This is a genomic window from Acidobacteriota bacterium, assembly GCA_020853395.1.
GTDB lineage: Bacteria > Acidobacteriota > Vicinamibacteria > Vicinamibacterales > SCN-69-37 > JADYYY01.
This window is the reverse complement of the sequence record JADYYY010000010.1, coordinates 13,822-35,274: the sequence shown is the minus strand read 5'-3', so window position 1 is coordinate 35,274 and position 21,453 is coordinate 13,822. Positions and strand designations below refer to the sequence as shown.

At 71.1% G+C, this 21,453-nt stretch carries 19 protein-coding genes; 12 read left to right on the top strand and 7 right to left on the bottom strand.

The window, feature by feature from the left end; translation table 11 throughout:
* The first annotated feature begins 233 nt into the window (after positions 1 to 233).
* The 12 genes from IT184_08810 to IT184_08755 all read left to right on the top strand — a co-directional run bounded on the left by IT184_08810 (position 234) and on the right by IT184_08755 (position 13,059).
* Positions 234 to 1,679 carry a type I 3-dehydroquinate dehydratase gene (locus IT184_08810; GenBank protein MCC7008903.1) on the top strand — a complete coding sequence of 482 codons (1,446 nt, stop codon included), beginning with the start codon at positions 234 to 236 and terminating at the stop codon, positions 1,677 to 1,679.
* Positions 1,676 to 3,145, top strand: coding sequence for an anthranilate synthase component I (gene trpE, locus IT184_08805; GenBank protein ID MCC7008902.1), 1,470 nt, complete (start codon positions 1,676 to 1,678; stop codon positions 3,143 to 3,145). Before IT184_08810 ends, trpE begins: the two co-directional genes overlap by 4 nt.
* Positions 3,145 to 3,717, top strand: a complete 573-nt coding sequence (locus IT184_08800) for an aminodeoxychorismate/anthranilate synthase component II (GenBank protein ID MCC7008901.1) — start codon at positions 3,145 to 3,147, stop codon at positions 3,715 to 3,717. Before trpE ends, IT184_08800 begins: the two co-directional genes overlap by 1 nt.
* Entirely contained in the window at positions 3,714 to 4,724 is a 1,011-nt protein-coding gene (gene trpD / locus IT184_08795) for an anthranilate phosphoribosyltransferase (protein ID MCC7008900.1), read from the top strand. The genes IT184_08800 and trpD overlap by 4 nt, the downstream gene beginning before the upstream one ends.
* Complete coding sequence (gene trpC / locus IT184_08790; GenBank protein ID MCC7008899.1) at positions 4,721 to 5,518, top strand: indole-3-glycerol phosphate synthase TrpC; 798 nt, start codon at positions 4,721 to 4,723, stop codon at positions 5,516 to 5,518. The genes trpD and trpC overlap by 4 nt, the downstream gene beginning before the upstream one ends.
* The gene (locus tag IT184_08785; protein ID MCC7008898.1) at positions 5,515 to 6,159 is read left to right on the top strand and encodes a phosphoribosylanthranilate isomerase; all 645 of its coding nucleotides are present in this window, start codon (positions 5,515 to 5,517) and stop codon (positions 6,157 to 6,159) included. Before trpC ends, IT184_08785 begins: the two co-directional genes overlap by 4 nt.
* Complete coding sequence (gene trpB, locus IT184_08780) at positions 6,048 to 7,412, top strand: tryptophan synthase subunit beta (GenBank protein MCC7008897.1); 1,365 nt, start codon at positions 6,048 to 6,050, stop codon at positions 7,410 to 7,412. The genes IT184_08785 and trpB overlap by 112 nt, the downstream gene beginning before the upstream one ends.
* Positions 7,409 to 8,200, top strand: coding sequence for a tryptophan synthase subunit alpha (locus IT184_08775; protein MCC7008896.1), 792 nt, complete (start codon positions 7,409 to 7,411; stop codon positions 8,198 to 8,200). The genes trpB and IT184_08775 overlap by 4 nt, the downstream gene beginning before the upstream one ends.
* On the top strand, positions 8,193 to 9,050 hold the full coding sequence (locus IT184_08770; GenBank protein MCC7008895.1) for a prephenate dehydrogenase/arogenate dehydrogenase family protein: 858 nt from the start codon (positions 8,193 to 8,195) through the stop codon (positions 9,048 to 9,050). Before IT184_08775 ends, IT184_08770 begins: the two co-directional genes overlap by 8 nt.
* Positions 9,051 to 9,061: 11 nt before the next feature.
* Positions 9,062 to 10,999 (top strand): acetoacetate--CoA ligase, encoded by a 1,938-nt coding sequence (locus IT184_08765; GenBank protein ID MCC7008894.1) that lies wholly within the window; start codon positions 9,062 to 9,064, stop codon positions 10,997 to 10,999.
* Positions 10,996 to 11,406, top strand: a complete 411-nt coding sequence (locus tag IT184_08760) for a M67 family metallopeptidase (protein ID MCC7008893.1) — start codon at positions 10,996 to 10,998, stop codon at positions 11,404 to 11,406. Before IT184_08765 ends, IT184_08760 begins: the two co-directional genes overlap by 4 nt.
* Positions 11,407 to 11,508: 102 nt before the next feature.
* The gene (locus tag IT184_08755; protein MCC7008892.1) at positions 11,509 to 13,059 is read left to right on the top strand and encodes a leucyl aminopeptidase; all 1,551 of its coding nucleotides are present in this window, start codon (positions 11,509 to 11,511) and stop codon (positions 13,057 to 13,059) included.
* Here the strand turns inward: IT184_08755 and IT184_08750 are convergent.
* From IT184_08750 to nth, 7 genes are all read right to left on the bottom strand, one after another.
* Positions 13,028 to 13,273, bottom strand: coding sequence for a hypothetical protein (locus IT184_08750; GenBank protein ID MCC7008891.1), 246 nt, complete (start codon positions 13,271 to 13,273; stop codon positions 13,028 to 13,030). The genes IT184_08755 and IT184_08750 overlap by 32 nt on opposite strands.
* Positions 13,274 to 13,409: 136 nt before the next feature.
* Positions 13,410 to 15,335, bottom strand: coding sequence for an N-acetylmuramoyl-L-alanine amidase (locus IT184_08745; protein ID MCC7008890.1), 1,926 nt, complete (start codon positions 15,333 to 15,335; stop codon positions 13,410 to 13,412).
* Positions 15,336 to 15,337: 2 nt separating this feature from the next.
* Entirely contained in the window at positions 15,338 to 17,191 is a 1,854-nt protein-coding gene (locus tag IT184_08740) for a DNA translocase FtsK (protein MCC7008889.1), read from the bottom strand.
* 474 nt (positions 17,192 to 17,665) lie between these two features.
* Positions 17,666 to 19,339: a ribonuclease J gene (locus tag IT184_08735; protein ID MCC7008888.1), complete on the bottom strand. Its 1,674-nt coding sequence runs from the start codon at positions 19,337 to 19,339 to the stop codon at positions 17,666 to 17,668.
* Positions 19,340 to 19,498: 159 nt separating this feature from the next.
* Positions 19,499 to 20,356, bottom strand: coding sequence for a ribosomal RNA small subunit methyltransferase A (rsmA, locus tag IT184_08730; GenBank protein MCC7008887.1), 858 nt, complete (start codon positions 20,354 to 20,356; stop codon positions 19,499 to 19,501).
* Positions 20,349 to 20,747 (bottom strand): metallopeptidase family protein, encoded by a 399-nt coding sequence (locus IT184_08725; protein ID MCC7008886.1) that lies wholly within the window; start codon positions 20,745 to 20,747, stop codon positions 20,349 to 20,351. The genes rsmA and IT184_08725 overlap by 8 nt, the downstream gene beginning before the upstream one ends.
* Positions 20,744 to 21,451, bottom strand: coding sequence for an endonuclease III (nth, locus tag IT184_08720; protein MCC7008885.1), 708 nt, complete (start codon positions 21,449 to 21,451; stop codon positions 20,744 to 20,746). The genes IT184_08725 and nth overlap by 4 nt, the downstream gene beginning before the upstream one ends.
* Positions 21,452 to 21,453: the final 2 nt, after the last annotated feature.

The following is a 21,453-nucleotide window of genomic DNA, read 5'->3' as shown; positions in this document are numbered from 1 at the left end:
ACTGGATTTGACCGCGCTGCGGTCCTCTGGTACTCTCCGTGGCACGCGATGACCGCGTTCGCCCCTGTCCATCTCGACGCCCGCCGGACGACCTGGTCGTACTGGTGGTGGTGTGGGCCGATGGCTGAAGGGGATCGCGGGCGCAGCTAGCACGACATCGCGCAGCGGGATGGACAGCCTCTTCAGTCGAACGACTGGAGGGGCTTTTTTTGTGCCTGCGGGGTAACGAGCAGATGGCAGGAGTCGAAGTCGTCGAGGTCGTGACCGGCCGGACGACGGCCGAGGTGCGCGCGGGGCGGGATCGGGCGGTCGCCGGCCTGGTCGAGTTGCGCATCGACGGCGTGGACGATCTGGACGTGGCGGCTGTCCTCGCCGGCCGCCGCACGCCCGTCATCGTCACCTGCCGGGCGCGCTGGGAAGGCGGGCACTTCGACGGCAGCGAGGAGGAACGGCTCGGCATCCTGGCGCGTGCCGTCGCGCTCGGTGCCGAGTACGTGGACGTCGAGTGGCGGGCCGACCGCCGGCGTTTCGCGGAGCGCGGCCGGACGGCGCTCGTCGTCTCGCATCACGACTTCGAGCGCGTGCCGGCGGATCTCGCCGATCGGGTGCGGGCCATGGCGGCCGAGGACGCCGACGTCATCAAGGTTGCAGTGACGCCGTCGCGGTTGGGCGAGTGCCTGACGCTGCGCGAGGCGATGCGCCTCGATCGTCCGCACGTGGCGATCGCCATGGGCGCGGCCGGACAGGTCAGCCGCCTGTGCCCCTGGCTGTTCGGCTCGTGCTGGACGTACGGCGGGTCGAACGCGCCGGGCCAGGTGACCGCGGGGGAGATGATCGACGTCTATCGAGTCACGATGGCCTCCGCGTCGACGGCCGTCTACGGGATCACCGGCGCACCGCTCGTGCACTCGGCGTCGCCGGCCATGCACAACGCGGCGTTCCACGCGCTCGGGCTCGATGCGATCTACGTCACGTTCGAGTCGCGCGACGCCGACGATCTGCTCGCGGCGGCCGAGGCGCTCGGCGTGCGCGGCCTGAGCGTGACGGCGCCGCTCAAGCCGGCGATGCACGCGCGCGTCGCGTCGACCGACGATCTGTCGGCGGCGATCGGCGCGGTCAATACGCTGCGCCGGCGCGACCACGGCTGGGAAGGGCGCAACTTCGACGCGAGCGGGTTCCTGGCGCCGCTTCGCCGCGAAGGGCGGCGGCTGCGTGGGAGTCGCGCCGTCGTGCTCGGCGCCGGCGGCACCGCCCGCACCGTGACCTGGGCGCTGGCGCGCGAAGGCGCGCGCGTCGAGGTCGCGGCGCGCCGCGCCGATCAGGCCGAACGCGTCGCCGCCGAGTTCGGCGCCGCCGCCGTGCCGTGGCCGCCCGTGCCCGGGTGGGATCTGCTGGTCAACACGACGCCGGTCGGCACGTGGCCGTCGGTCGAGGTGTCGCCGCTGGAGCCGGCGGCGATCGGCGGAGGGCTCGTCTACGACCTCGTCTACAACCCGCGCGAGACCCGGCTGCTGCGGCTCGCTCGCGACGCCGGCGCGGACGTGCTCGGCGGTCTCGAGATGCTGGTCGGCCAGGCCTGCCATCAGTTCGAGTGGTGGACCGGCCAGCCGGCGCCGGCGGCCGTGATGGCCGAGGCCGCGGACGCTTTCATCGCACGCACGAGGAACGACGCGCCATGACACAGACCTCTTACGAAGACTTCGCGGAGCTGGCCCGCCGGGCGACGTTCGTCCCGGTGTGCCGGGAGATCATGGCGGACTTGCTGACGCCGGTCTCGGCCTTCCTCAAGATCGCCGAGCACGCCGACTATGCGTTCCTGTTCGAAAGCGTCGAGGGGGGCGAACAGGTCGGCCGGTACTCGTTTCTCGGCAAGGACCCGTTCCTCGTCGTTCGCGGCCGCGCCGGTGAGACCGTGATCGAGGAGTCGGGCACGGAGCGGACGCGCACCGAGCCGTTCATCGACGTGCTCCGCGAGCTGATGACGGAGTTCCAGTCGCCGACGGTGCCGGGCCTGCCGCGGTTCACGGGCGGCGCCGTCGGCTACGTCGACTACGACGCGGCGGAGTGGTTCGAGCCGGCGGTCGCGCTCGCCGTGCTGCCGCTCGACCGCGACCTCGCGGCCTTCATGGTGTTCGACACGGTGCTCGCGTTCGATCACGTGAAGCACCGCATCCTGGCGATCTCGAACGCCCGCGTGCGGCCGGGTGCCGACCTGCGCGCGCTCTACGATTTCGCCTGCGCGAAGATCGCGTTCCTCGAGCGCGAGCTGGAGGGGACACTGTCGCGGCCGCGGCGCGTCGATCCGGGGCCGCTCGCGTTCGCCGCCAATCAGACGCGCGAAGCGTTCGAGGCGGCCGTCCGCCAGATCCAGGAGGACATCGCGGCCGGCGAGATCTACCAGGCCGTGCTGTCGCAGCGGTTCGACGCCGACACGACCGCATCGCCGTTCGACATCTACCGCGCGCTTCGCCACGTGAACCCGTCGCCGTACATGTTCTTCATCCGCATGGGTGCCGACGCCATCATCGGCGCGTCACCAGAAATGCTCGTGCGCGTGGAGGGCCGGCACGTCGAGACCCATCCGATTGCCGGCACCCGCCGGCGCGGGGCGACCGAGGAGGAAGACCGCCAGCTCGCCGACGAGCTGCGCCAGAACGAGAAGGAGCGTGCCGAGCACGTCATGCTGGTGGATCTCGGGCGCAACGACATCGGCCGCGTGGCCGAGATCGGCAGCGTGCGCGTGGCCGAGTACATGGCGATCGAGCGCTACTCGCACGTGATGCACCTCGTGTCGCGCGTGGAAGGGCGGCTGGCGGCGGATCGCGATCGGCTCGACGCGCTCATCGCCGCGTTTCCCGCCGGCACGCTCACGGGCGCGCCGAAGATCCGGGCCATGCAGATCGTCGGTGCGCTCGAGCCGGCGCGGCGCGGCCTCTACGGCGGCGCGGTCGGGTATCTCGACTTCGCGGGCAACCTCGACTTCTGCATCGCGATCCGGACGATCACCATGCGCGAGGGGCGCGTGCGCATCCAGGCCGGCGCCGGCATCGTCGCCGACTCGACGCCCGCCGCCGAGTACGAGGAAACTCGCGACAAGGCACGTGCGCTCATGCAGGCGCTCGAGATGGCGCACCAGGGGCTGTGATGGTTCTGCTCATCGACAACTACGACTCCTTCACGTTCAACCTGGCGCACCGCCTGGGCGAGCTCGGCGCGGACGTCAAGGTCGTCCGCAACGACGCGATGCCGCTCGAGGCGTTGGCCGGCCTCCATCCCGAGCGTCTCGTGATCTCGCCTGGACCGGGACGGCCGGAAAGCGCGGGCGTCACGATCGACGCGCTGCGCTACTTCACCGGACGGATTCCGGTGCTCGGCGTGTGCCTCGGCCACCAGGCGCTGTCGATCGCGTTCGGCGGGCGGGTCGAGCGCGCCGCCGTGCCGATGCACGGCAAGATCTCGCGGGTGCGGCACGACGGTTCCACGCTCTTTCACGGCGTGGCCGAGCCGTTCGACGCCGGGCGCTACCATTCCCTCGTGATACCGCGCGATGGGATGCCGAGCGGCTTCCGGATCACCGCGTGGGTGGAGGATGACCGGACCATCATGGGCATCGGCCACGACGAGCTGCCGGTGTTCGGCGTGCAGTTCCACCCCGAGTCGGTCATGACCACGGTGGGGCACCGGCTGCTGCAGAACTTCCTCGAGGTGAGAGCGTGAGCGTCGCCGACCTGCTCGAGCAGTTGCGGCGCCACGAGGATCTCTCGGCCGAGCAGGCGGCCGAGGAGATGGGCGCGATCATGGACGGCGAGCGGCAGCCGTCGCAGATCGCGGCGTTGCTGATGGCGCTCGCGTTGAAAGGCGAGCGCCCGTCGGAGCTGGTCGGGTTCGCGCGGGCGATGCAAGCGCGCGCGGTCCCGCTGCCAGCGCGCGTGCGCGGCGTCTTCGACACCTGCGGCACGGGGGGCGACGGCGCGCACACCTTCAACGTCTCGACTGCCGCGGCCATCGTCCTGGCCGGCGCCGGCGTGCGCGTCGCGAAGCACGGGAACCGCGCGGTGTCGAGCCGGAGCGGATCGGCCGACGTGTTCGAGGCGCTTGGCCTCGAGCTGGCCGCGCCCGCCGAGCGCGTGGCCGGCGCGCTCGAGGCGGGCCTGGCGTTCTTCTTCGCGCCCGCCTGGCATCCGTCGATGCGGCACGCTGGCCCAACCCGCCGTGAGCTGGGCGTGCGCACGGTCTTCAATCTGATCGGGCCGCTCACCAACCCGGCGGGTGCCGAACGCCAGATCATCGGCGTGTCGCGCCCCGAGCACACGGCGCTCCTGGCGCAGGCGCTCGGCGCGCTCGGCGCCGAACGGGCGTGGGTGGTGCACGGCGCCGGCGGCCTCGACGAGCTGTCGACGCTCGGCCACACGAAGGTCTCGGAGCTGCACCGCGGATCGGTGCGGACGTTCTACGTGCACCCGGCGGACGTGCATCTGCCGGTCGCGGCGGCCGGCGACCTCGCCGGTGGCACGGCGCAGGAGAACGCCGCGATCATCGAACGCGTGCTTGCCGGCGCCTCCGGCCCACAGCGCGACGTCGTCCTCTTCAACGCCGCCGCCGGATTGCTTGTGGCCGGGCGGGCCGGATCGCTGCGCGACGGCATCGCTCAGGCGGCACGGAGCATCGACGGCGGCGCGGCGCGCGCCGCACTGGATGCGCTGCGGCGCCATTACACCCGATGACGGCTGACCTGCTGCAGGCGATCGTGGCCGGCGCGCGTCGGTCGGCGGAGGAACGCGAGCGGCTCGTGCCGGCCGCACAGCTCGAGCGGCGCCTCACGCGCGCACCCGACGGCGAAGGGTTCCGCCGCAGCCTCTCGGCGCCCGGCATTCGCGTGATCGCCGAGTGCAAGCGGCGGTCGCCGTCGAAAGGCATCCTGCGTGCCGCGTACGATCCGGTCGCCATCGCGACGACGTACGCACGCGCCGGTGCCGCGGCGATCTCGGTGCTGACCGAGCCGAGCTTCTTCGACGGCTCGCTCGACCATCTGCGTCAGATCCGCGCGGCGGTCGATCTGCCCCTCCTTCGGAAGGACTTCGTCGTCACGCGCTACCAGTTGATCGAAGCGGCGGCAGCCGGTGCCGATGCGGTGCTGCTGATTGTCGCCGCGCTGAGCCAGCAGGAGCTGACCTCGCTGCACGCACAGGCATTGGCCGTCGGCCTGGCGCCGCTCGTCGAAGTGCACGACGACGACGAGCTGGCGCGTGCGGTCGATGCGGGCGCCGCGGTCATCGGCGTCAACAGCCGGAATCTCCGGACGTTGCAGGTGGACACGTCGCTGCTCGACAGGCTGGGCGCCGCCATTCCGCCGGGCGTCGTCGCCGTTGCGGAGAGCGGCTTGCGCACGGCCGCCGACCTGCGCCGGCTGTCGCGGGTGCGCTATCAGGCATTTCTCATCGGCGAGCGATTGATGACCGAGGCGGATCCTGGTGCCGCCTTGGCGTCGCTGGTGTCGCAGGCCGAGCGCGAGCCATGAATCGCGTGGAGCGTGTGCGGGTCAAGATCTGCGGGCTGACGCGCGCGGAGGACGCCGCGCTGGCCGTGGATCTCGGCGCCGACGCGCTCGGGTTCATCTGCTGGCGTGAGAGCCCGCGATACGTCGAGCCCCGGTCGATCCGCGAGATCGCGGCGGCCGTGCCGCCGTTCGTGACGCTCGTGGGTGTCTTCGTCGATGCGGCGCCCGACGAGGTGGCCGGGGTCGTGCGCGCGGCCGGTCTCGGCGCCGTGCAGCTCCACGGCGAGGAGCGCGTCGCCGACTATCGCGACGTAGGCGCTCGCCTCCTCAAGCGCACAGCGATCGACGATGATGAGGCGCTGGCCGAGGCGGTGGCGCTGCCGCGGGATGTGTTGGCGCTCGTGGACGCGGTCGATCCGACAGCGCGTGGCGGCACCGGCCGCCGCGCCGACTGGACGCGGGCGGCGCGGCTCGCGCGCGCGCGTCCGCTCGTGCTCGCGGGCGGGCTGACAGCCGACAACGTCGCCGAGGCCGTGCGCGTCGTGCGGCCGTGGGCCGTCGACGTCTCGTCAGGTGTCGAACGTGCCGCCGGTGTGAAGAGCCCGGAGCGCCTGCGGGCGTTCATCGACGCCGTGGCCGGCGTGAGATCGGAGGACGCGTGACTGACGGAGTGATCGAGACGCCCGGGCCCGCCTTTGGCCGTCGCGATCCGGATCGCCATGGCTACTTCGGGGAGTTCGGCGGGCGCTTCGTGCCCGAGACGCTGATGGCGCCGCTCGACGAGCTGACCGCCGCGTACGAGGCGGCGCGCCGCGATCCCGCGTTCGCCGGCGCGCTTCGCACGCTGCTGAGCGAGTACGTCGGCCGGCCGACGCCGCTGTCCGAGGCGCGGCGCGCTGCCGGCACGACCGGCGTGCGGCTGTTCCTGAAGCGCGAGGACCTCGCGCACACCGGCGCGCACAAGATCAACAACGCGCTCGGGCAGGCGCTGCTCGCCACGCGCATGGGCAAGCGGCGGATCGTCGCCGAGACTGGCGCCGGCCAGCACGGCGTCGCGACCGCCACCGCCTGCGCGCTCCTCGGCCTCGACTGCGTCGTCTACATGGGGACGGACGACATGGCGCGGCAGGCGTTGAACGTCTTCCGCATGCGGATGCTCGGGGCGACCGTGACCGGCGTGGACGCGGGCAGCCGGACGCTCAAGGACGCGATCAACGAGGCGATGCGCGACTGGGTCGCGAACGTCGGCACGACGTACTACCTGCTCGGGTCCGCCCTCGGGCCGCATCCGTATCCGCTGATGGTCCGCGAGTTCCAGTCGGTGATCGGCGAGGAGGCGCGGCGCCAGGTGCGCGCGCAGGCCGGCCGGCTGCCCGACCTGGTCGTGGCGTGCGTCGGCGGCGGCAGCAACGCGATCGGGATCTTCGACGCGTTCGTCGGCGATGCGACCGTGCGTCTGGTCGGCGTCGAAGCGGGCGGCCGCGGCATCACGCCGGGCGATCACGCCGCGCGCTTCGCGGGCGGACGGCCCGGAGTACTCCATGGAACGCGGAGCCTGCTGCTGCAGGACGAGGACGGGAACATCCTGCCGACCCACTCGGTGTCCGCCGGCCTCGACTATCCGTCCATCGGGCCCGAGCACGCGTGGCTCGCCGCGCAGGGACGCACCGAGTACGCGTGGATTGACGATGCGCGCGCGCTCCGCGGGTTCGCGTGGCTGGCGCGCCACGAGGGGATCCTGCCGGCGCTCGAGTCGTCGCACGCGGTCGCCTGGGTCGAGGACGCGCTGCCCCGACTGTCCCCCGGCACCGTCGTCGTGCTCAACATCTCGGGCCGCGGCGACAAGGACGTCGAGACGGTGCGCCAGCTCATGGGCGACGATGTCGAGACGCCGGTGGGGGAGGCGGGGCGATGAGCCGGCTGGCGCAGGCGTTCGCGCGTCCCGGCCAGCCGAAGCTCGTCGCGTTCGCCACCGCCGGCGATCCGGACGTCGCGCGGTCTGCCGACGTGTTGCGCGCGATGGCCCGCGGCGGCGCCGACGTCCTCGAGGTCGGCGTGCCGTTCTCGGATCCGATCGCCGATGGGCCGGTCATCCAGCGGGCCATCGAGCGGGCGCTCGCCGGCGGGACGACGATGCGCCGGGCGCTCGATCTCGTGCGCTCGGTTCGCCCGGACCTCGACGTGCCGGTCGTGCTCTTCACGTACGTCAACCCGGTCCTGCGGATGGGCACGGAGGAGTTCGTCTCGCGCGCAGCCGACGCCGGCGTGGACGGCGTGCTCCTGCTCGATCTGCCGATCGAGGAGTCGGCAGCGACGAGAGATGCGCTGGCGCGCCGAGGAATCGATCAGATCTTTCTCGTCAGCCCGACCACGACGCCGGCGCGCCTGCGCGAAGCTGCGCGTCTTGGACGAGGCTTTCTGTACGCCATTTCGCGTCTGGGCGTGACGGGCGCGCGCGACGCGGTGGCCGAGTCGGCCGCACCGCTCGTCGAGCGCGTGCGCGAGGTGACGTCGCTGCCGGTGGCGCTCGGCTTCGGCATCTCCCGGCCCGAGCACGTTCGCGAGGTGACGCGGTTCGCCGACGCCGCCGTGGTCGGCAGCGCGCTCGTCCAGGTGATCGCCGACGCGACGCGGACGGGCGGCGACGTGCCCGCCCGCGTCGAGGCGTTCATCCGCTGGCTCAAGGGGACGTCCGGTGAGTGAGCCGCCATTTCGCCGCATCGGCGTCGCCGGGCTAGGATTGATCGGCGGGTCGGTCGCGCTCGCGGCGCGGGCGCGCTGGGCTGACGTGGAGCTGATCGGCTGCGATCGGGGCGAGTCGCTGGACGAGGCGCGACAGCGGACGATCGCCGACCGCTACACCGACGACGTACGCGATCTCGCGGCGGCCGATCTCATCGTGCTCGCCACGCCCGTGGCGGCGATGGCCGGGCTGATGGCGGCGATCCGCGATCTGGACGTCGAGACGATCGTCACGGACGTTGGATCGACGAAGCGTCGCGTGATGGCCGCGGCGGCCGCCGCGGCGCTCCCGCACTTCGTCGGCGGCCATCCGATGGCCGGCAGCGAGCAGGGCGGCCTCGCGCACGCGCGGCCCGATCTGTTCGACGGCCGGCCGTGGATGCTGGTCGCCGCCGCCGGCGAGCCGGGAGACGACGGCCGGCGTGTCGAGCGCTTCGTGCGAGGGCTCGGTGCGGCACCTCGATGGACCGATGCGCAGACGCACGATCGTGTCGTGGCCTACGTCAGCCACGCGCCGCAGGTGCTCGCCGTGGCGCTCATGAACGCCACCGTCGACGCCACGGGTGATCGCGGGCTCGCCGCGTCGGGCCGTGCGTTCAAGGAGATGACCCGTCTCGCCTCGAGCCCGGCCGACATGTGGCAGGCGATCCTCGCCGACAACGCCGACAACGTGAGCGCGGCGCTGCGGGACGTGCTCGACCGGCTCCCGCATCAGACGGATCTGGCCGATGGCCGCTGGGTGCAGGACGCCTTTGCGCGGGCCCACCGGTGCCGGGCGCGGCTGATGCGCGGGGAGTTCGATCCCGAGTAGCGGAGCCGACGATGCCGCCGCTGTGGCGACCGGACCCTGAGCGGATCGCGCGTTCGCACCTCTCGGCATTCACGCGCCGCGCGGAGCGTCGCGCGGGCCGATCGCTTCCTGACTACGCGAGCCTGCACTGCTGGTCCGTCACCGACGTGCCGGCGTTCTGGGACGAGCTCTGGTCCGCGGCCGGCATCGTCGGCGAACGCGGCGAGCGGGTCGTCGATCGGCTCGACGCGATGCCGGGTGCGAGGTTCTTCCCCGACGCACGGCTCAACTTCGCGGAGAACCTGCTGCGACGCCGCGACGATGGTCCGGCGATTCTGGCCACCACGGAACACGGACGCGAGGTGGAGATCTCTCACGCCGAGCTGCTTCGTGACGTCGGGCGCGCCGCGGCAGCGCTCCGGCGGGCCGGCGTCGGCTGCGGCGACCGTGTCGCAGGGCTGATCGCGAACGTGCCCGAAGCCGTCATCGCCGCGCTCGGCGCCGCGTCGATCGGCGCCGTCTGGTCCGGCTGTTCGCCGGAGTTCGGCGTCGACGGCATCGTCGACCGCTTTGGCCAGATCGCGCCGCGCGTGCTGATCGCCGTCGATGCGCATCATTACGGCGGCCGCCGGTTCGACGTCCTGCCGAAGCTGCGGGACGTGCTGGCGCGGCTGCCGTCGGTGACGACGACGGTGGTGGTGCCGATGGACGACCCGCCGCGCGTGCTGGCGGGGGCCGTCGCCTGGCGCGACTGGCTCGACGCCGCCGGCGATCAGCCGCTCGCGTTCGAGCGGTTCGGATTCAACGACCCGCTCTACGTTCTGTACTCGTCGGGCACGACCGGCGTGCCGAAGGCGATCGTGCACGGCGCTGGTGGCACGCTGCTGCAGCACGTGAAGGAACACCGCCTACACTGCGACCTGCGGCACGGCGACCGGCTCTTCTACTTCACGACGTGCGGCTGGATGATGTGGCACTGGCTCGTGTCGGGGCTGGCCACCGGCGCGACGATCGTGCTCTACGACGGGTCACCCGCGCACCCGCAGATCACGACGCTGCTCGACCTGGCGGACCGCCTGCGCATCACGCTGTTCGGCACGTCGGCGCGGCTGCTCGACACGCTCGCCAAGTCGGGAGTGGTGCCGCGCGAGACGCACGACCTCGCGTCGGTGCGAACGATCACTTCGACGGGCTCGCCGCTTGCACCCGAGGCCTTCGAGTACGTCTATCGGGCCGTCAAGCGCGACGTCCATCTCGCCTCGATTTCCGGGGGCAGCGACATCATCGGCTGCTTCGTGCTGGGCAATCCCAACGGCGAAGTCTGGGCCGGCGAGATCCAGGCAGCCGGGCTCGGGATGGACGTTCGCGTGTTCGACGAAGACGGCCGCGAGCTGGCCGAAGGCGCCGGCGAGCTCGTCTGCGCGACGCCGTTTCCATCCATGCCGCTGGGGTTCTGGCAGGACGACGATGGGGCCCGGTACCGCGCCGCCTACTTCGAACGCTACCCGGCCGTCTGGCACCACGGCGACTGGATCCGCCGGACGTCACACGGCGGCTTCGTCATCGAAGGGCGTTCCGATGCGACGCTCAATCCAGGCGGCGTGCGGATCGGCACGGCGGAGATCTACCGGGAAGTGCAGCACGTGCCCGAGGTCCTCGAGAGCCTCGCCGTCGGCCAGCAGTGGCAAGGCGATCAACGGATCGTGCTGTTCGTCCGCCTGCGCCCCGGCACGTCGCTCGACGACGACCTGCGGCGCAGGATCGTCGACGTCATCCGCCAGCAGGCGTCACCGCGTCACGTGCCGCAGCGCATCGTCGCGGTCGCGGATTTGCCGAGGACGATGAGCGGCAAGCTGGTCGAACTGGCGGTGCGGCGGGTGATTCACGGCGAGCCGGTGCCGAACCGCGACGCGCTCGCGAATCCTGACAGCCTGGATCTCTTCCGCGATCTGCCGGAGCTCCGCTCGTGAGAGCGCCGATGACGATCGTGCTGCCGCGCGCCGTGCGGCGTGCGATCGTCGCGCACGCCGAGCGGGAGCGGCCGCGCGAGTGCTGCGGGTTCCTCGTCGGATCGGGCTCGCGCGTGACGCATGCGGTGCCGATGTCGAACGTGGCAGAGGGCACGACGCGATACCGGCTCGACGATCGCGGGCACATCGAGCTTCGCCGGCTCTTGCGCGAGTTCAGGCCGCCGCTCGCGATCGTCGGCGTGTATCACTCGCACCCGGCGGGTGCACCGGTGCCGTCCGAGACCGACGTCGCCGAAGCGCACTATCCCGAATGGATCCACGTCATCGTCGGTCTCGGGAGCGGACGCGCGCGGCTGGCAGCGTTCCGGATCGCCGGCGGACACGCGTTTGCCGCGCGGTGTCGCTGAGCGCGCGAGGCGGTTGGCGAGCTTTCGTCTTTCGTTCCCTGCCGTCGCGTCGTGCGACGCTGATTCGGTCGCGGGCGTTCTTTCCTCCGCTATGATCGGCAGTTGCGCCTCACGCGCCTCTTCAAGGAGTACCGATCCTCCATGCCGCAACAGCCCTCCAACGCACCCCAGTTCGTTGGCGTGACGGGCGCCCCTGCCGAGTCCGGGGTCGACCTGCTCTTCATCCCGATCTTCGGCCGCCAGGACACGCTCGAGGATGTGCCTGGTGCGGCGGCTGCCGCGGGCGGCGAGCTGCGGCGCGCGATCGAGGCGGGCGAGTTCAAGGCAGCCGTCCATGAGACGCTCGTCGTCGCGGTGACGGGTGGCGGATGGCGAGCGCGGCGGTTCGTGTTCCTCGGCGCCGGGGATCGCGCCGAAATCGATGCGGAACGGGCGCGGCGCCTCGCGGCCACCGCGTCGTACGCCGCGCGCCAGCGCGCGTCGACGTCGGTCGGCTTCGTCGCCCGTGGCCTTGCGCCGGCGATCGTCGCCGACGGGTTGTCCGCCGCCGAGTTCGACGGCGGCACGTACAGGAGCGATCGCGCCGACCGCCCGGCGTTCCCTGCGCGCGTCGAGATCATCGTACCGGGCGGCGATGCGGCCGGCGTCTCGGCTGAGGTCCGCCGCGGGCGGATCATCGGCCAGTGCGCGAACGTGGCGCGCGAGCTGGCGAACGAACCTGGCAACGTGCTGACGCCCCGCACCTTCGCCGACCGCATCAGCACCGTCGCGCGTGATGCCGGCCTGGCGGTGGAGGTGCTCGACGAAGAGCGGATTCACGCGCTCGGCATGCGGCTGCTCATGGCGGTCGCGCGAGGCAGCGCCGAGCCGCCCCGTCTCGTCGTTCTGCGGCACGATCCGCCTGGGGCGCCGAGCGCACCGGTGCTCGCGTTCGTCGGCAAGGGCGTGACGTTCGACTCCGGCGGCATCTCGATCAAGCCGGCGGACGGCATGGATCGGATGAAGGACGACATGTCGGGCGGCGCCGCGGTTGCGGCCGCGATGCGGGCGATCGCGCTGCTCGGCGGCCGGCACCGCGTCATCGGCCTCGTTCCGACGACGGAGAACATGCCGGGCGGACGGGCGGTGAAGCCCGGCGACGTGGTCGTCGGGGCCAGCGGCACGTCCGTCGAGATCATCAACACGGACGCCGAGGGCCGGCTGATCCTGGCGGACGCGCTCTGGTACGCGCGTCAGCTCGGCGCGACGCACATCGTCGACGTCGCCACGCTCACTGGCGCGTGCATCGTCGCGCTCGGGCGATACGTATCGGGGCTGTTCGGACGGCCGGCCGAGTGGGTCGACACGGTGCGGGCAGCGGCCGTGGCCGCCGGCGACCGCGTGTGGCCGATGCCGATCTACGAGGAAGCGGCGGAGGAAATCCGGAGCGAGATCGCCGACATCGTCAATGCCGCCGGGCGTCCGGGAGGCGCGGTCACGGCGGCGGCGTTTCTCGAGCGGTTTGCAGGGGAGGGAGCCTGGGCCCATCTGGACATCGCAGGCCCCGCGTGGGCCGAGACGAAGCAGCCGCACCAACCGAAGGGCGCCACAGGCGTGGCCGTGCGCCTGCTGACCCAGCTCGCTATGACGGGTGGCTCCCAGGCTGCGACATGATCGGGACGACCGGCGGCATGTGATCGTCTTCTGGCGGATGGCGCCGGTGCCAGACCACCAGCAGCAACGACAACGCCCCTCCGAGCAGCACCGCCAGCAGCACCAGCAGGCCGACGATGCCGAACGAACCGAAGATCACGTCCGCGAGCGTGATCTCCGGCGTGGGCGTCTGGACGAGCTCGACGATCACGGCATCGGGCGGAGGGGGCTGCATGGCGCTCTCCGACCATCTTAATCCCTGAAGCCCGCTCGACCTTCCGTGGCTTCCGCCAGGATGCGTCCGCGCTCTCGGCGTCGACGCACGCCGGTACGAGCGACGCGCAATCGCGCGGTGCGTTCGGCCGGCGTTGTCAGCGGGCGGCGACCGTGCCGATCTTCTTCAGCGAGCTCCGATACGACTGGACGGCCTCGAAGAGCGCCAGCGCGATGCGCTGGCGATGCGCGGCCTGCTTCAGCAGGCTGGCGTCCGTTCTGTTCGTGAGGAAGGAGACCTCCGCCAGCACGCTCGGCATCTCCGCGCCGATCAACACGACGAACGGCGCGCGCTTGACGCCGAAATCCTTGATGGCCTTGTTGGGGCCGGCGAGCCGCTTGACGAGCGCGGCCTGCACCTGCCGCGCGAGCTCCCTGGATTCGTCCAGCTTGTTGTTCAGCGTGATGGCCTTCACCAGCTCGGGCAGCAGGCGCATCGTCTGGGCGCTGGACGCGTTCTCGCGGGCCGCGACGGCCTCGGCCTGCGGGTTCGACGCGAAGTCCAGGTAGTAGGTCTCGAGGCCGCGCGTGCTCGACTGCGGGCTCGAGTTCGCGTGGATCGAGATGAACATGTCGGCGGCCTCGCGCTGGGCGATCGCGGTGCGTTCCTCGAGCGGAATGAAGCGATCGGTCCGGCGGGTCAGCACGACCTCGAAGCCGGGCTTCTCGAGGAGCAGCTTCTCGAGACGAAGCGCGACGTCGAGCACGAGCGTGGACTCGGTGACGCCGTTGGCCTGCGCGCCCGGATCGTATCCGCCATGGCCGGGATCGATGACGATGCGCGCCACGCCGAGACCGAGTTGGCGCGCGATCGAGAACTCGCCGCGGCTGGTCGCCGACGGAGGTGCCGGCGCGTTCGCGCTCGACGGCGCGGAGGCCGGCGCGCGCGCGCCGGGTGCGGTGGCCGCCGATGCCGCGGGCGGGGCCGCGTCGGCCGGCCCGTCCGTCACGATCCGGCCCGGACGGCTGGGCGCCATCTTGGTCGCGACGATGGGCGCGGGCGGCACGTCGTCGGGAAGCGCCTCGTCGGATTCGACGTCGATGACCAGCCGGAACGGGTTGTAGAGCGGGAACGTGCTGTATCGTGGGTTGCCGGTCACGTCGAGGACGAAGCGCGTGTTCTGGTTGATGGTCCGGCTGACCTGCACCGACTTGAACAAGACGCCCGACAGCGTCGTCACCCGCTCGCTGATCCCCGCGGCAACGTCGGCATTCACCAAATCGACGGTCAGCCGATCGGGATTCGCCGATCGACGTGTCGCGTAGACCGCTTCAGACGACAGCTCGATCGTCAGTCGATCGCCTTTCGGCAGGCGGCTGTGCGTGATCTTCCTCACCGATGGCGACGAAGGCGTGTCGCTCGCCGCGGCGAGGGCAGGCGCGGGCAGCGGCACGGACACCGAGGGAGCTTCGAGCTCCGCCGGCTGCGCCGCGGCTACGTCGGCCGGCGTCTTCTCGGCAGGCTTGACAGGCGGCACCGAGGCGGCTGGCGTTTCGGCGGATCTCGGCGGCGTCGACGGCGGGGTGGGCGCCGGTGTGGGCGCTGCTGTGGCGCGCGTGACGGCAGGGCGCGCGGTCGTGCCGTCCGACGCGGCCTTGGACGGAGCCGATCGATCTGGTGCCCGCAGTGATGCCAGCCGGGCGGGGACCTGCCGGACGAGCGCCGACGTCGGATACTCGCGTTTGAGCCAGCTCAGCGTCCGCACTGCCTGCTCTCGATCGCGGACGTTGCCGCTCTTCTCGAACGCCAGCGCGTACATGCCGGCCGCCTGCCAGAGCGCGTTGTCCGCGTAGCCCGTCCGAGGGTGGGCGCGGACGATGGCTTCGTAGGCATTCCCGATCGCCCGAAGCGTGTCGGGCGTCGTGGTCTGTGCGCTGCGCGCCGTCTTCTCGCGCGCCTGAGCCCGCTGGTACTTCACCGCGGGCGTCTGGGCCGCCGCGGCAGTTGGCAGCGACAGCACGAGGATCCCGGCGGCCGCGAGGACCGTGCGCCGGAGCATCGAACGTGAAACCAAGGTCGGCATGGCTATTTCACCTGTGCGTCAACTTCGTCGAAGTAGCTCTGATCGACGAGCACTTCGCGCTTGCCGCCCGCCGCAGTCGACACCACGCCGTCCATCTCCATCATGTCGATGAGCCGGGCGGCGCGGCTGAACCCGATGCGCAGCCGGCGCTGAAGATAGGAAATCGAGGCTTGGCCGGTCGAGACCACGATGCGCGCTGCCTCGTCGTACAGGTCGTCCTTCTCGAATTCGAGCTTCTCCGACTCGGGCTTCTCCTCGGCGGTGATGCTCGTGTCGTACACCGGCTTGCCCTGTTTGCGGAGGAAGCTGCACAGCCGCGCGGTCTCCTGCTCCGAGATGTAGGGACCGTGAATCCGGATGTAGCGCGACGAGGCCGGCGGCAGGAAGAGCATGTCGCCCTTGCCGAGCAACTGCTCCGCGCCGTTGCCGTCGAGGATCGTGCGCGAGTCGATCCGCGACGCCACGCGGAACGCGATGCGCGCCGGCAGGTTCGCCTTGATGACGCCCGTGATGACGTCCACCGACGGCCGCTGGGTGGCGAGGATCAGGTGGATGCCGACGGCGCGCGCCATCTGCGCGAGCCGGGCGATCGACTCCTCGACCTCCTTGCCGGCCACCATCATCAGATCCGCCAGCTCGTCGATGATGACGACGATGTACGGCAGCGGTTTGAGCTCGCCGCCGTCCGGCGCCTTCGCGTCCTTCTGCTCGGCGAGCATGGCCTTCACGTTGCGGTTGAACTGGTCGATGTTCCGGACGCCGACGGCCGCGAGCGACTTGTAGCGCTCCTCCATCTCGCGGACGGCCCACCGCAGCGCGTTCGCCGCCTGCTTCGGATCGACGACGACCGGCGTGAGCAGGTGCGGGATGTCCTCGTACATGCCGAGCTCGAGCCGCTTCGGGTCGATCATGATGAACCGCACTTCGTCCGGCGTCGACCGGAACAGCATGCTGCTCACCATCGCGTTGACGCTCACGGACTTGCCGGCGCCCGTCGATCCGGCGATGAGCAGATGCGGCATGGTCGCGAGGTCTCCGACGAACGGCTCGCCGTGAATGCCCTTGCCGAGCGCCATGCTCAGCCGCGACGGGGCTTTCACGTAGTTCTCCGACTCGAGCAGCTCGCGGAGCGTGATCGGCTCGCGGTTGCGGTTGGGGATCTGGATGCCGACGGTCGATTTGCCTGGGATCCGTTCGATCAGCACCGACTCGGCCTGCATCGCGAGGCAGAGGTCGTCGGCCAGGCCGGTGATCCGGCTGTACTTCACGCCGGCGTCGGGTTTGAACTCGTAGGTCGTGACGACCGGGCCGGGATGGATCTGCACCACCCGGCCTTCGACGCTGAACTCGCGGCACTTCTCTTCGAGCAGGCGCGCCGATTCCATCAGCTCGCGCTCGTCGATCTTCTGGTGCTCCTTCGGGGCATCGAGCAGCGTGAGCGGCGGCGTCGTGTAGCCGTCCTGCCGCCGTTCGGCGGGCGTTCTGGGTGCGGCGTCGGCGAGGGGAAGCGGCTGGGGCTGTGGCGCGCCGGCGCGTTCGGGGCGCCGGATGGCTGGCGGCGCCGCGGCGCGGGCGGGCGGCCCGTCGGCGACCTCGTCGTCGGCCGTGCGCGCGCGCGCGGCCCGGAGCTTCTCAGCGGCGTCCTGTGCCCGCGTCGCGATCTCGGGCGCGCGCTCCTTGCCCGCCTTCTTCACGTGCTTTTCGATGACCTGGCGCCGCTGCTGCGCGCGCTCCCGGTCGGCGCGCCATTCGCGCCAGCGATCGAAGAGCGTCGGGCCGCTGCGCACTCGGCGCGCCAGGGTTTCCGCGGCGCGGCCGAACGAGAACTGCGTGGAGACGATGATCGAGAGCGCCATCAGCGTGATCAGCAGGATGGTCGCGCCCGTCCGGTTGAGGTAGCGCGAGAGCCCCGACGCGAGCGCCGACCCGATCAGGCCGCCACCCGCGTGCGGCCCACTCGCGTCGACCGCCACGACCGCGAGCGAGAGCAGCGCCGCGAGGCAACTGATGAACAGCGCCGCCCCGAAGAGCTTCGTGTAGCCGGCGTCCATTTCACGGCACCAGAAGTAGTGCCACGCGATCACGCCGAGGACGCACGGCAGGAGCATGGCCGGGTAGCCAATCAGTTGCAGCGAGGCGAGCGACAGGAACGCGCCGAAGCGGCCGACGAAGTTGTCGACCCGCGTCGACTGGATGTCGTTGAAGAACCAGACCGGGTCGCCGTCGCTGTGCGTCACGAGCGCGAGCACCCAGATGAGCGACGCGGCGAACAGCACGACGCCGGTGAACTCGCTGACACGACGTGAGAGGGCAGACTGCGCCACGACGTCTCAGACCTCCATCACGACGGGCAGCACGAGCGGCCGGCGGCCGGCGCGCTTGCGGAACAGCCGCTGCAGCTCCTGCCGGAGCCGCTCGGTCACGAGCCCCGGATCGGTCCGCTCCTCGCGCGGAGCGCTCTCGATCGCGCGCGCGACGAGAGCCGGCGCCTCGCGCAGCATGGCCTCGTGTCTCGGATCGATGGCCAGCCCGCGCGTGATGATCTCGGGCGTCTGCTCGAGCGCGCCGGTCTGGCCGTTGATCGCCACCACCGACACCACGAGACCGTCGCTCGCCAGGTGCTTTCGGTCGCGCAACACGTCGTCCATGATCTCGCCCGTCCGCGTGCCGTCGATGAGCACGCGGCCGGCCGCCACCCGGTCGGCGACCTGCAGGCTCCCGGCGTCGAGCCGCAGCACCTCGCCGTCCTCGGCCATGACGACGGACGTGGCGGGCGAGACGAGCGTCGCCATGCGCGCGTGACGGGCAAGCTGCCGGTACTCTCCGTGTATCGGCACGAAGAATTTCGGCTTCACCAGGGACAGCATCAGCTTCAGCTCCTCCTGGCTTCCGTGCCCAGAGACGTGGACGTGCTTCTGGCCGTCGAAGACGATGTCGGCCCCGCGCCGGGCGACGTGGTTCATGACGCGGCCGACCGCCTTCTCGTTGCCAGGAATCACGCGCGCCGAAAACACCACGACGTCGTCGGTGCCCAGGCTGACGTACCGGTGGTCGTCGATCGCGATCCGCGGCAGGGCGGCCAGCGGCTCGCCCTGCGACCCGGTGCAGAGGCAGAGCACGTCCTCGGCAGGGTAGTCGCGCACGTCGGCATCCCGAATCTGGAGCCCACCGGGGATCGTCAGATAACCGAGCCGCTCCGCGATCTGGGACGTCTGCTGCATGCCGCGCCCCACGAACGCGACTTTGCGGTCGAACTGCTCGGCCAGATCGACGAGCAACTGCATCCGGTAGACGCTCGTCGCGAACGACGTCACGACGATCTTGCCGGGGGCGCTGCTGAAGACCTCCTCGAACCCGTCGATGACCTCGCGTTCGGAGCCGGTGAAGCCCGGGCGGTCGGCGTTCGTGCTGTCCGACAAGAGGGCGAGCACGCCGCTCGCGCCGAGCTCGGCGAAGCGATGGAAGTCGAAGGCCGCGCCGTCGATGGGCGTCTGGTCGATCTTGAAGTCGCCCGTGTGCACGATCGTGCCCGCCGGCGTGTGGATTGCGAGCGCCAGGCAGTCGGGCACGCTGTGCGTGACGCGGAGGAACTCGATCGTGATGGGGCCGATCGCGATGCGGTCGCGCGGGCCGACCGCCACCAGCCGGTCGGCCGCGTCGATGCCCCGTTCCTGCAGCTTGGGCTCGACGAGCGCCAGCGTGAACTTCGACCCGTAGACCGGCCCGTCCAGATAGGGCAGGACGTGCGCGACCGCGCCGATGTGATCTTCGTGGCCGTGCGTCAGCACGAGCGCGCGAAGGCGCCCGCGGTACGGAGCCAGGACGGACAGATCCGGGATGACGAGGTCGACGCCGAACAGCTCGGGGCCGGGGAACATGACGCCAGCGTCGACGATGAACGCGACGTCGCCGTGCGCGACGAGCAGCATGTTCATGCCGAACTCGCCGAGCCCGCCAAGCGGCACGAGATCAACCGGCGGCGCGGACGCCGCGTCGTTCGTCATCGAGTACGACACCCTTCTTTCCGGACCACGGCGCACGTGCCCGCGAACCGCGCGCACGACGCACCGGCACCCATGGCGTGAGACACACCATGGACCACTGGTTCCGGCTGCAAAGGGCCGCTGGGAGGGACCCCGGAACAGGCGGGAAAACCGCGGAAACTATAGCACGGGCGGGCGCCCGGCCACAGCGATGGCCTCGACGATCCTCGCGATTTCGTCGAGCGACAGCGTCTCGGCTCGCCGCCGCGGGTCCACGCCCGCCTGCGCCAGCGCGGCCGGTGCCGTCGGCGAGCACGCCTTCAGCGCGTTGGCCAGCGTCTTCCGCCGCTTGGAGAACATCGCCTTCACGACCTGCTCGAACATCCGCTCGTTCACGATCCGGACGGACGGAGGGCCGAACTCCAGCCGCACGACCGACGAGCGCACCTTCGGTGCGGGAGTGAACGCGCCGGGCGGCAGATCGAGCAGCCTGGTGATCCGGCTGTGCAGCGACAGGAGAATCGTCAGCACACCGTAGTCTTTCGAGCGGGGCCGCGCGAGCAGCCGATCGGCGACTTCGCGCTGCACCATGACCGTCGCATCGTGAAACAGGCGGTGCTCCCGGTACAGATCCACGAGCCTGAAGAGGATGGGCGACGCGATGTAGTACGGCAGGTTGCCAGCGATGCGAAAGCGGGGGCCAGGGCCGTCGACCGTCGGCGCGCCTGGCGGGCGCTGCGGCCGCAGCCCGAGCAGGAGCGGGACCACGTTCATCTCGAGGATGTCGCCCGACCAGACCGTGACGTTCGGCGGTGCGTCGCGGGCGAGGTCGCTCGCGAGGCGCTTGTCGATCTCGATCGCGACGATCGGCACGCCGCGCGCCGCGAGCGGACGCGTCAGCGCGCCGGTGCCGGAGCCGATCTCCAGGAACACGTCGCCCGGCTGCGGCGCGATCGCGTCCACGACCTTGGCGGCCCAGGCCGGCGAGAGGAAATGCTGCCCGAGCCGCTTGATCGGCCGTCGGGGAGCGTCACGCATCGTCGTCGGCGTCGCCTCGCCAGTACTGCTCTTCGATCTCCTCGATCTCCTGTTCCGACAGGCCGAAGTAGTGGCCGATCTCGTGGATCAGCGTCTCGCCGATCGCGACGACGACGTCGTCCTCGTCGTCGGAGGCGTCCTCGATGGAACGCTGGAAGAGCGTCACCTTGTCGGGAAGCGTGTTGCCGTGCGCCCACGCGCGTTCGGTGAGCGGCGTGCCTTCGTACAACCCGAGCAGCGTGTCGGGCGGCTCGAGGCCGACCTCGGCGAGCTGCACCGCCGTCGGCTCGTCCTCGACGACGATGGCGATGTTCTGAAGGGCGTCGCGAAATCGCTTCGGAATCGAGGCGAGCGCCTCGTCCACGAGAGCCTGGAACCGCGCGCGCGTCATCGCGTCCGGCGCCGGCCGGCGGCCACCGCGCGCGGCGCGCGCTTCGCGCCGAGCGTCCGATAGTACCGGCAGTCGTCTCGCACGAGGCAGCGATCGCAGAGCGGTGTCGGCCGGCAGACGCGGCGGCCGTGCAGGATCAACACATCGGAGGCGCGCGTCCAGCGATCGGGCGGCAGCAGCGCGCACAGGGCCTGTTCGACTTTCACCGGATCCTCGCTCGCGACGAGGCCGATGCGGTTCGACACGCGCAGCACGTGCCGGTCCACCGGCAGGCCGGGCACGCCCAGCGCGTGCCCGAGGACCACGTTGGCGGTCTTGCGGCCCACGCCGGGCAGCTCGACCAGCGCATCCATCGACGCCGGGACGTCGCCGTGGTGTTTCTCGACGAGCCCTCGGGCCATGCCGATGAGCGCTTTCGCTTTCATCCGGAAGAAGCCGGTGGCGTGAATCAGGGGCTCGAGCTCGGCCGACGTCGCCTGCGCGAGCCGCGTGGCGTCCGGGTACTTCTCGAACAGCGCCGGCGTGACCGTATTGACGCCGGCGTCGGTCGACTGGGCGGAGAGGATCGTCGCCACGAGCAGCTCGAACGGCGTTCGGTAGTGCAGCTCCGTCGTGGCGTTCGGATGCTGGGCGTCGAGCCGGTCGAAGACTCGGACGGCCAGATCGCGGGCCGGCGCGGCGGGCGCCCGTGTGGCGCGAGGCATCG

Bases quoted from the DNA above. Each gene is read 5' to 3' on its own strand.
- IT184_08800 (MCC7008901.1), top strand. From the start codon at position 3,145: ATGGTTCTGCTCATCGACAACTACGACTCCTTCACGTTCAACCTGGCG.
- IT184_08735 (MCC7008888.1), bottom strand. From the start codon at position 19,339: ATGACGAACGACGCGGCGTCCGCGCCGCCGGTTGATCTCGTGCCGCTT.
- IT184_08725 (MCC7008886.1), bottom strand. From the start codon at position 20,747: ATGACGCGCGCGCGGTTCCAGGCTCTCGTGGACGAGGCGCTCGCCTCG.
- IT184_08740 (MCC7008889.1), bottom strand. From the start codon at position 17,191: ATGGCGCTCTCGATCATCGTCTCCACGCAGTTCTCGTTCGGCCGCGCC.
- IT184_08745 (MCC7008890.1), bottom strand. From the start codon at position 15,335: ATGCCGACCTTGGTTTCACGTTCGATGCTCCGGCGCACGGTCCTCGCG.
- IT184_08810 (MCC7008903.1), top strand. From the start codon at position 234: ATGGCAGGAGTCGAAGTCGTCGAGGTCGTGACCGGCCGGACGACGGCC.
- IT184_08775 (MCC7008896.1), top strand. From the start codon at position 7,409: ATGAGCCGGCTGGCGCAGGCGTTCGCGCGTCCCGGCCAGCCGAAGCTC.
- nth (MCC7008885.1), bottom strand. From the start codon at position 21,451: ATGCCTCGCGCCACACGGGCGCCCGCCGCGCCGGCCCGCGATCTGGCC.
- trpC (MCC7008899.1), top strand. From the start codon at position 4,721: ATGACGGCTGACCTGCTGCAGGCGATCGTGGCCGGCGCGCGTCGGTCG.
- trpE (MCC7008902.1), top strand. From the start codon at position 1,676: ATGACACAGACCTCTTACGAAGACTTCGCGGAGCTGGCCCGCCGGGCG.
- rsmA (MCC7008887.1), bottom strand. From the start codon at position 20,356: ATGCGTGACGCTCCCCGACGGCCGATCAAGCGGCTCGGGCAGCATTTC.
- IT184_08765 (MCC7008894.1), top strand. From the start codon at position 9,062: ATGCCGCCGCTGTGGCGACCGGACCCTGAGCGGATCGCGCGTTCGCAC.
- IT184_08785 (MCC7008898.1), top strand. From the start codon at position 5,515: ATGAATCGCGTGGAGCGTGTGCGGGTCAAGATCTGCGGGCTGACGCGC.
- IT184_08750 (MCC7008891.1), bottom strand. From the start codon at position 13,273: ATGCAGCCCCCTCCGCCCGATGCCGTGATCGTCGAGCTCGTCCAGACG.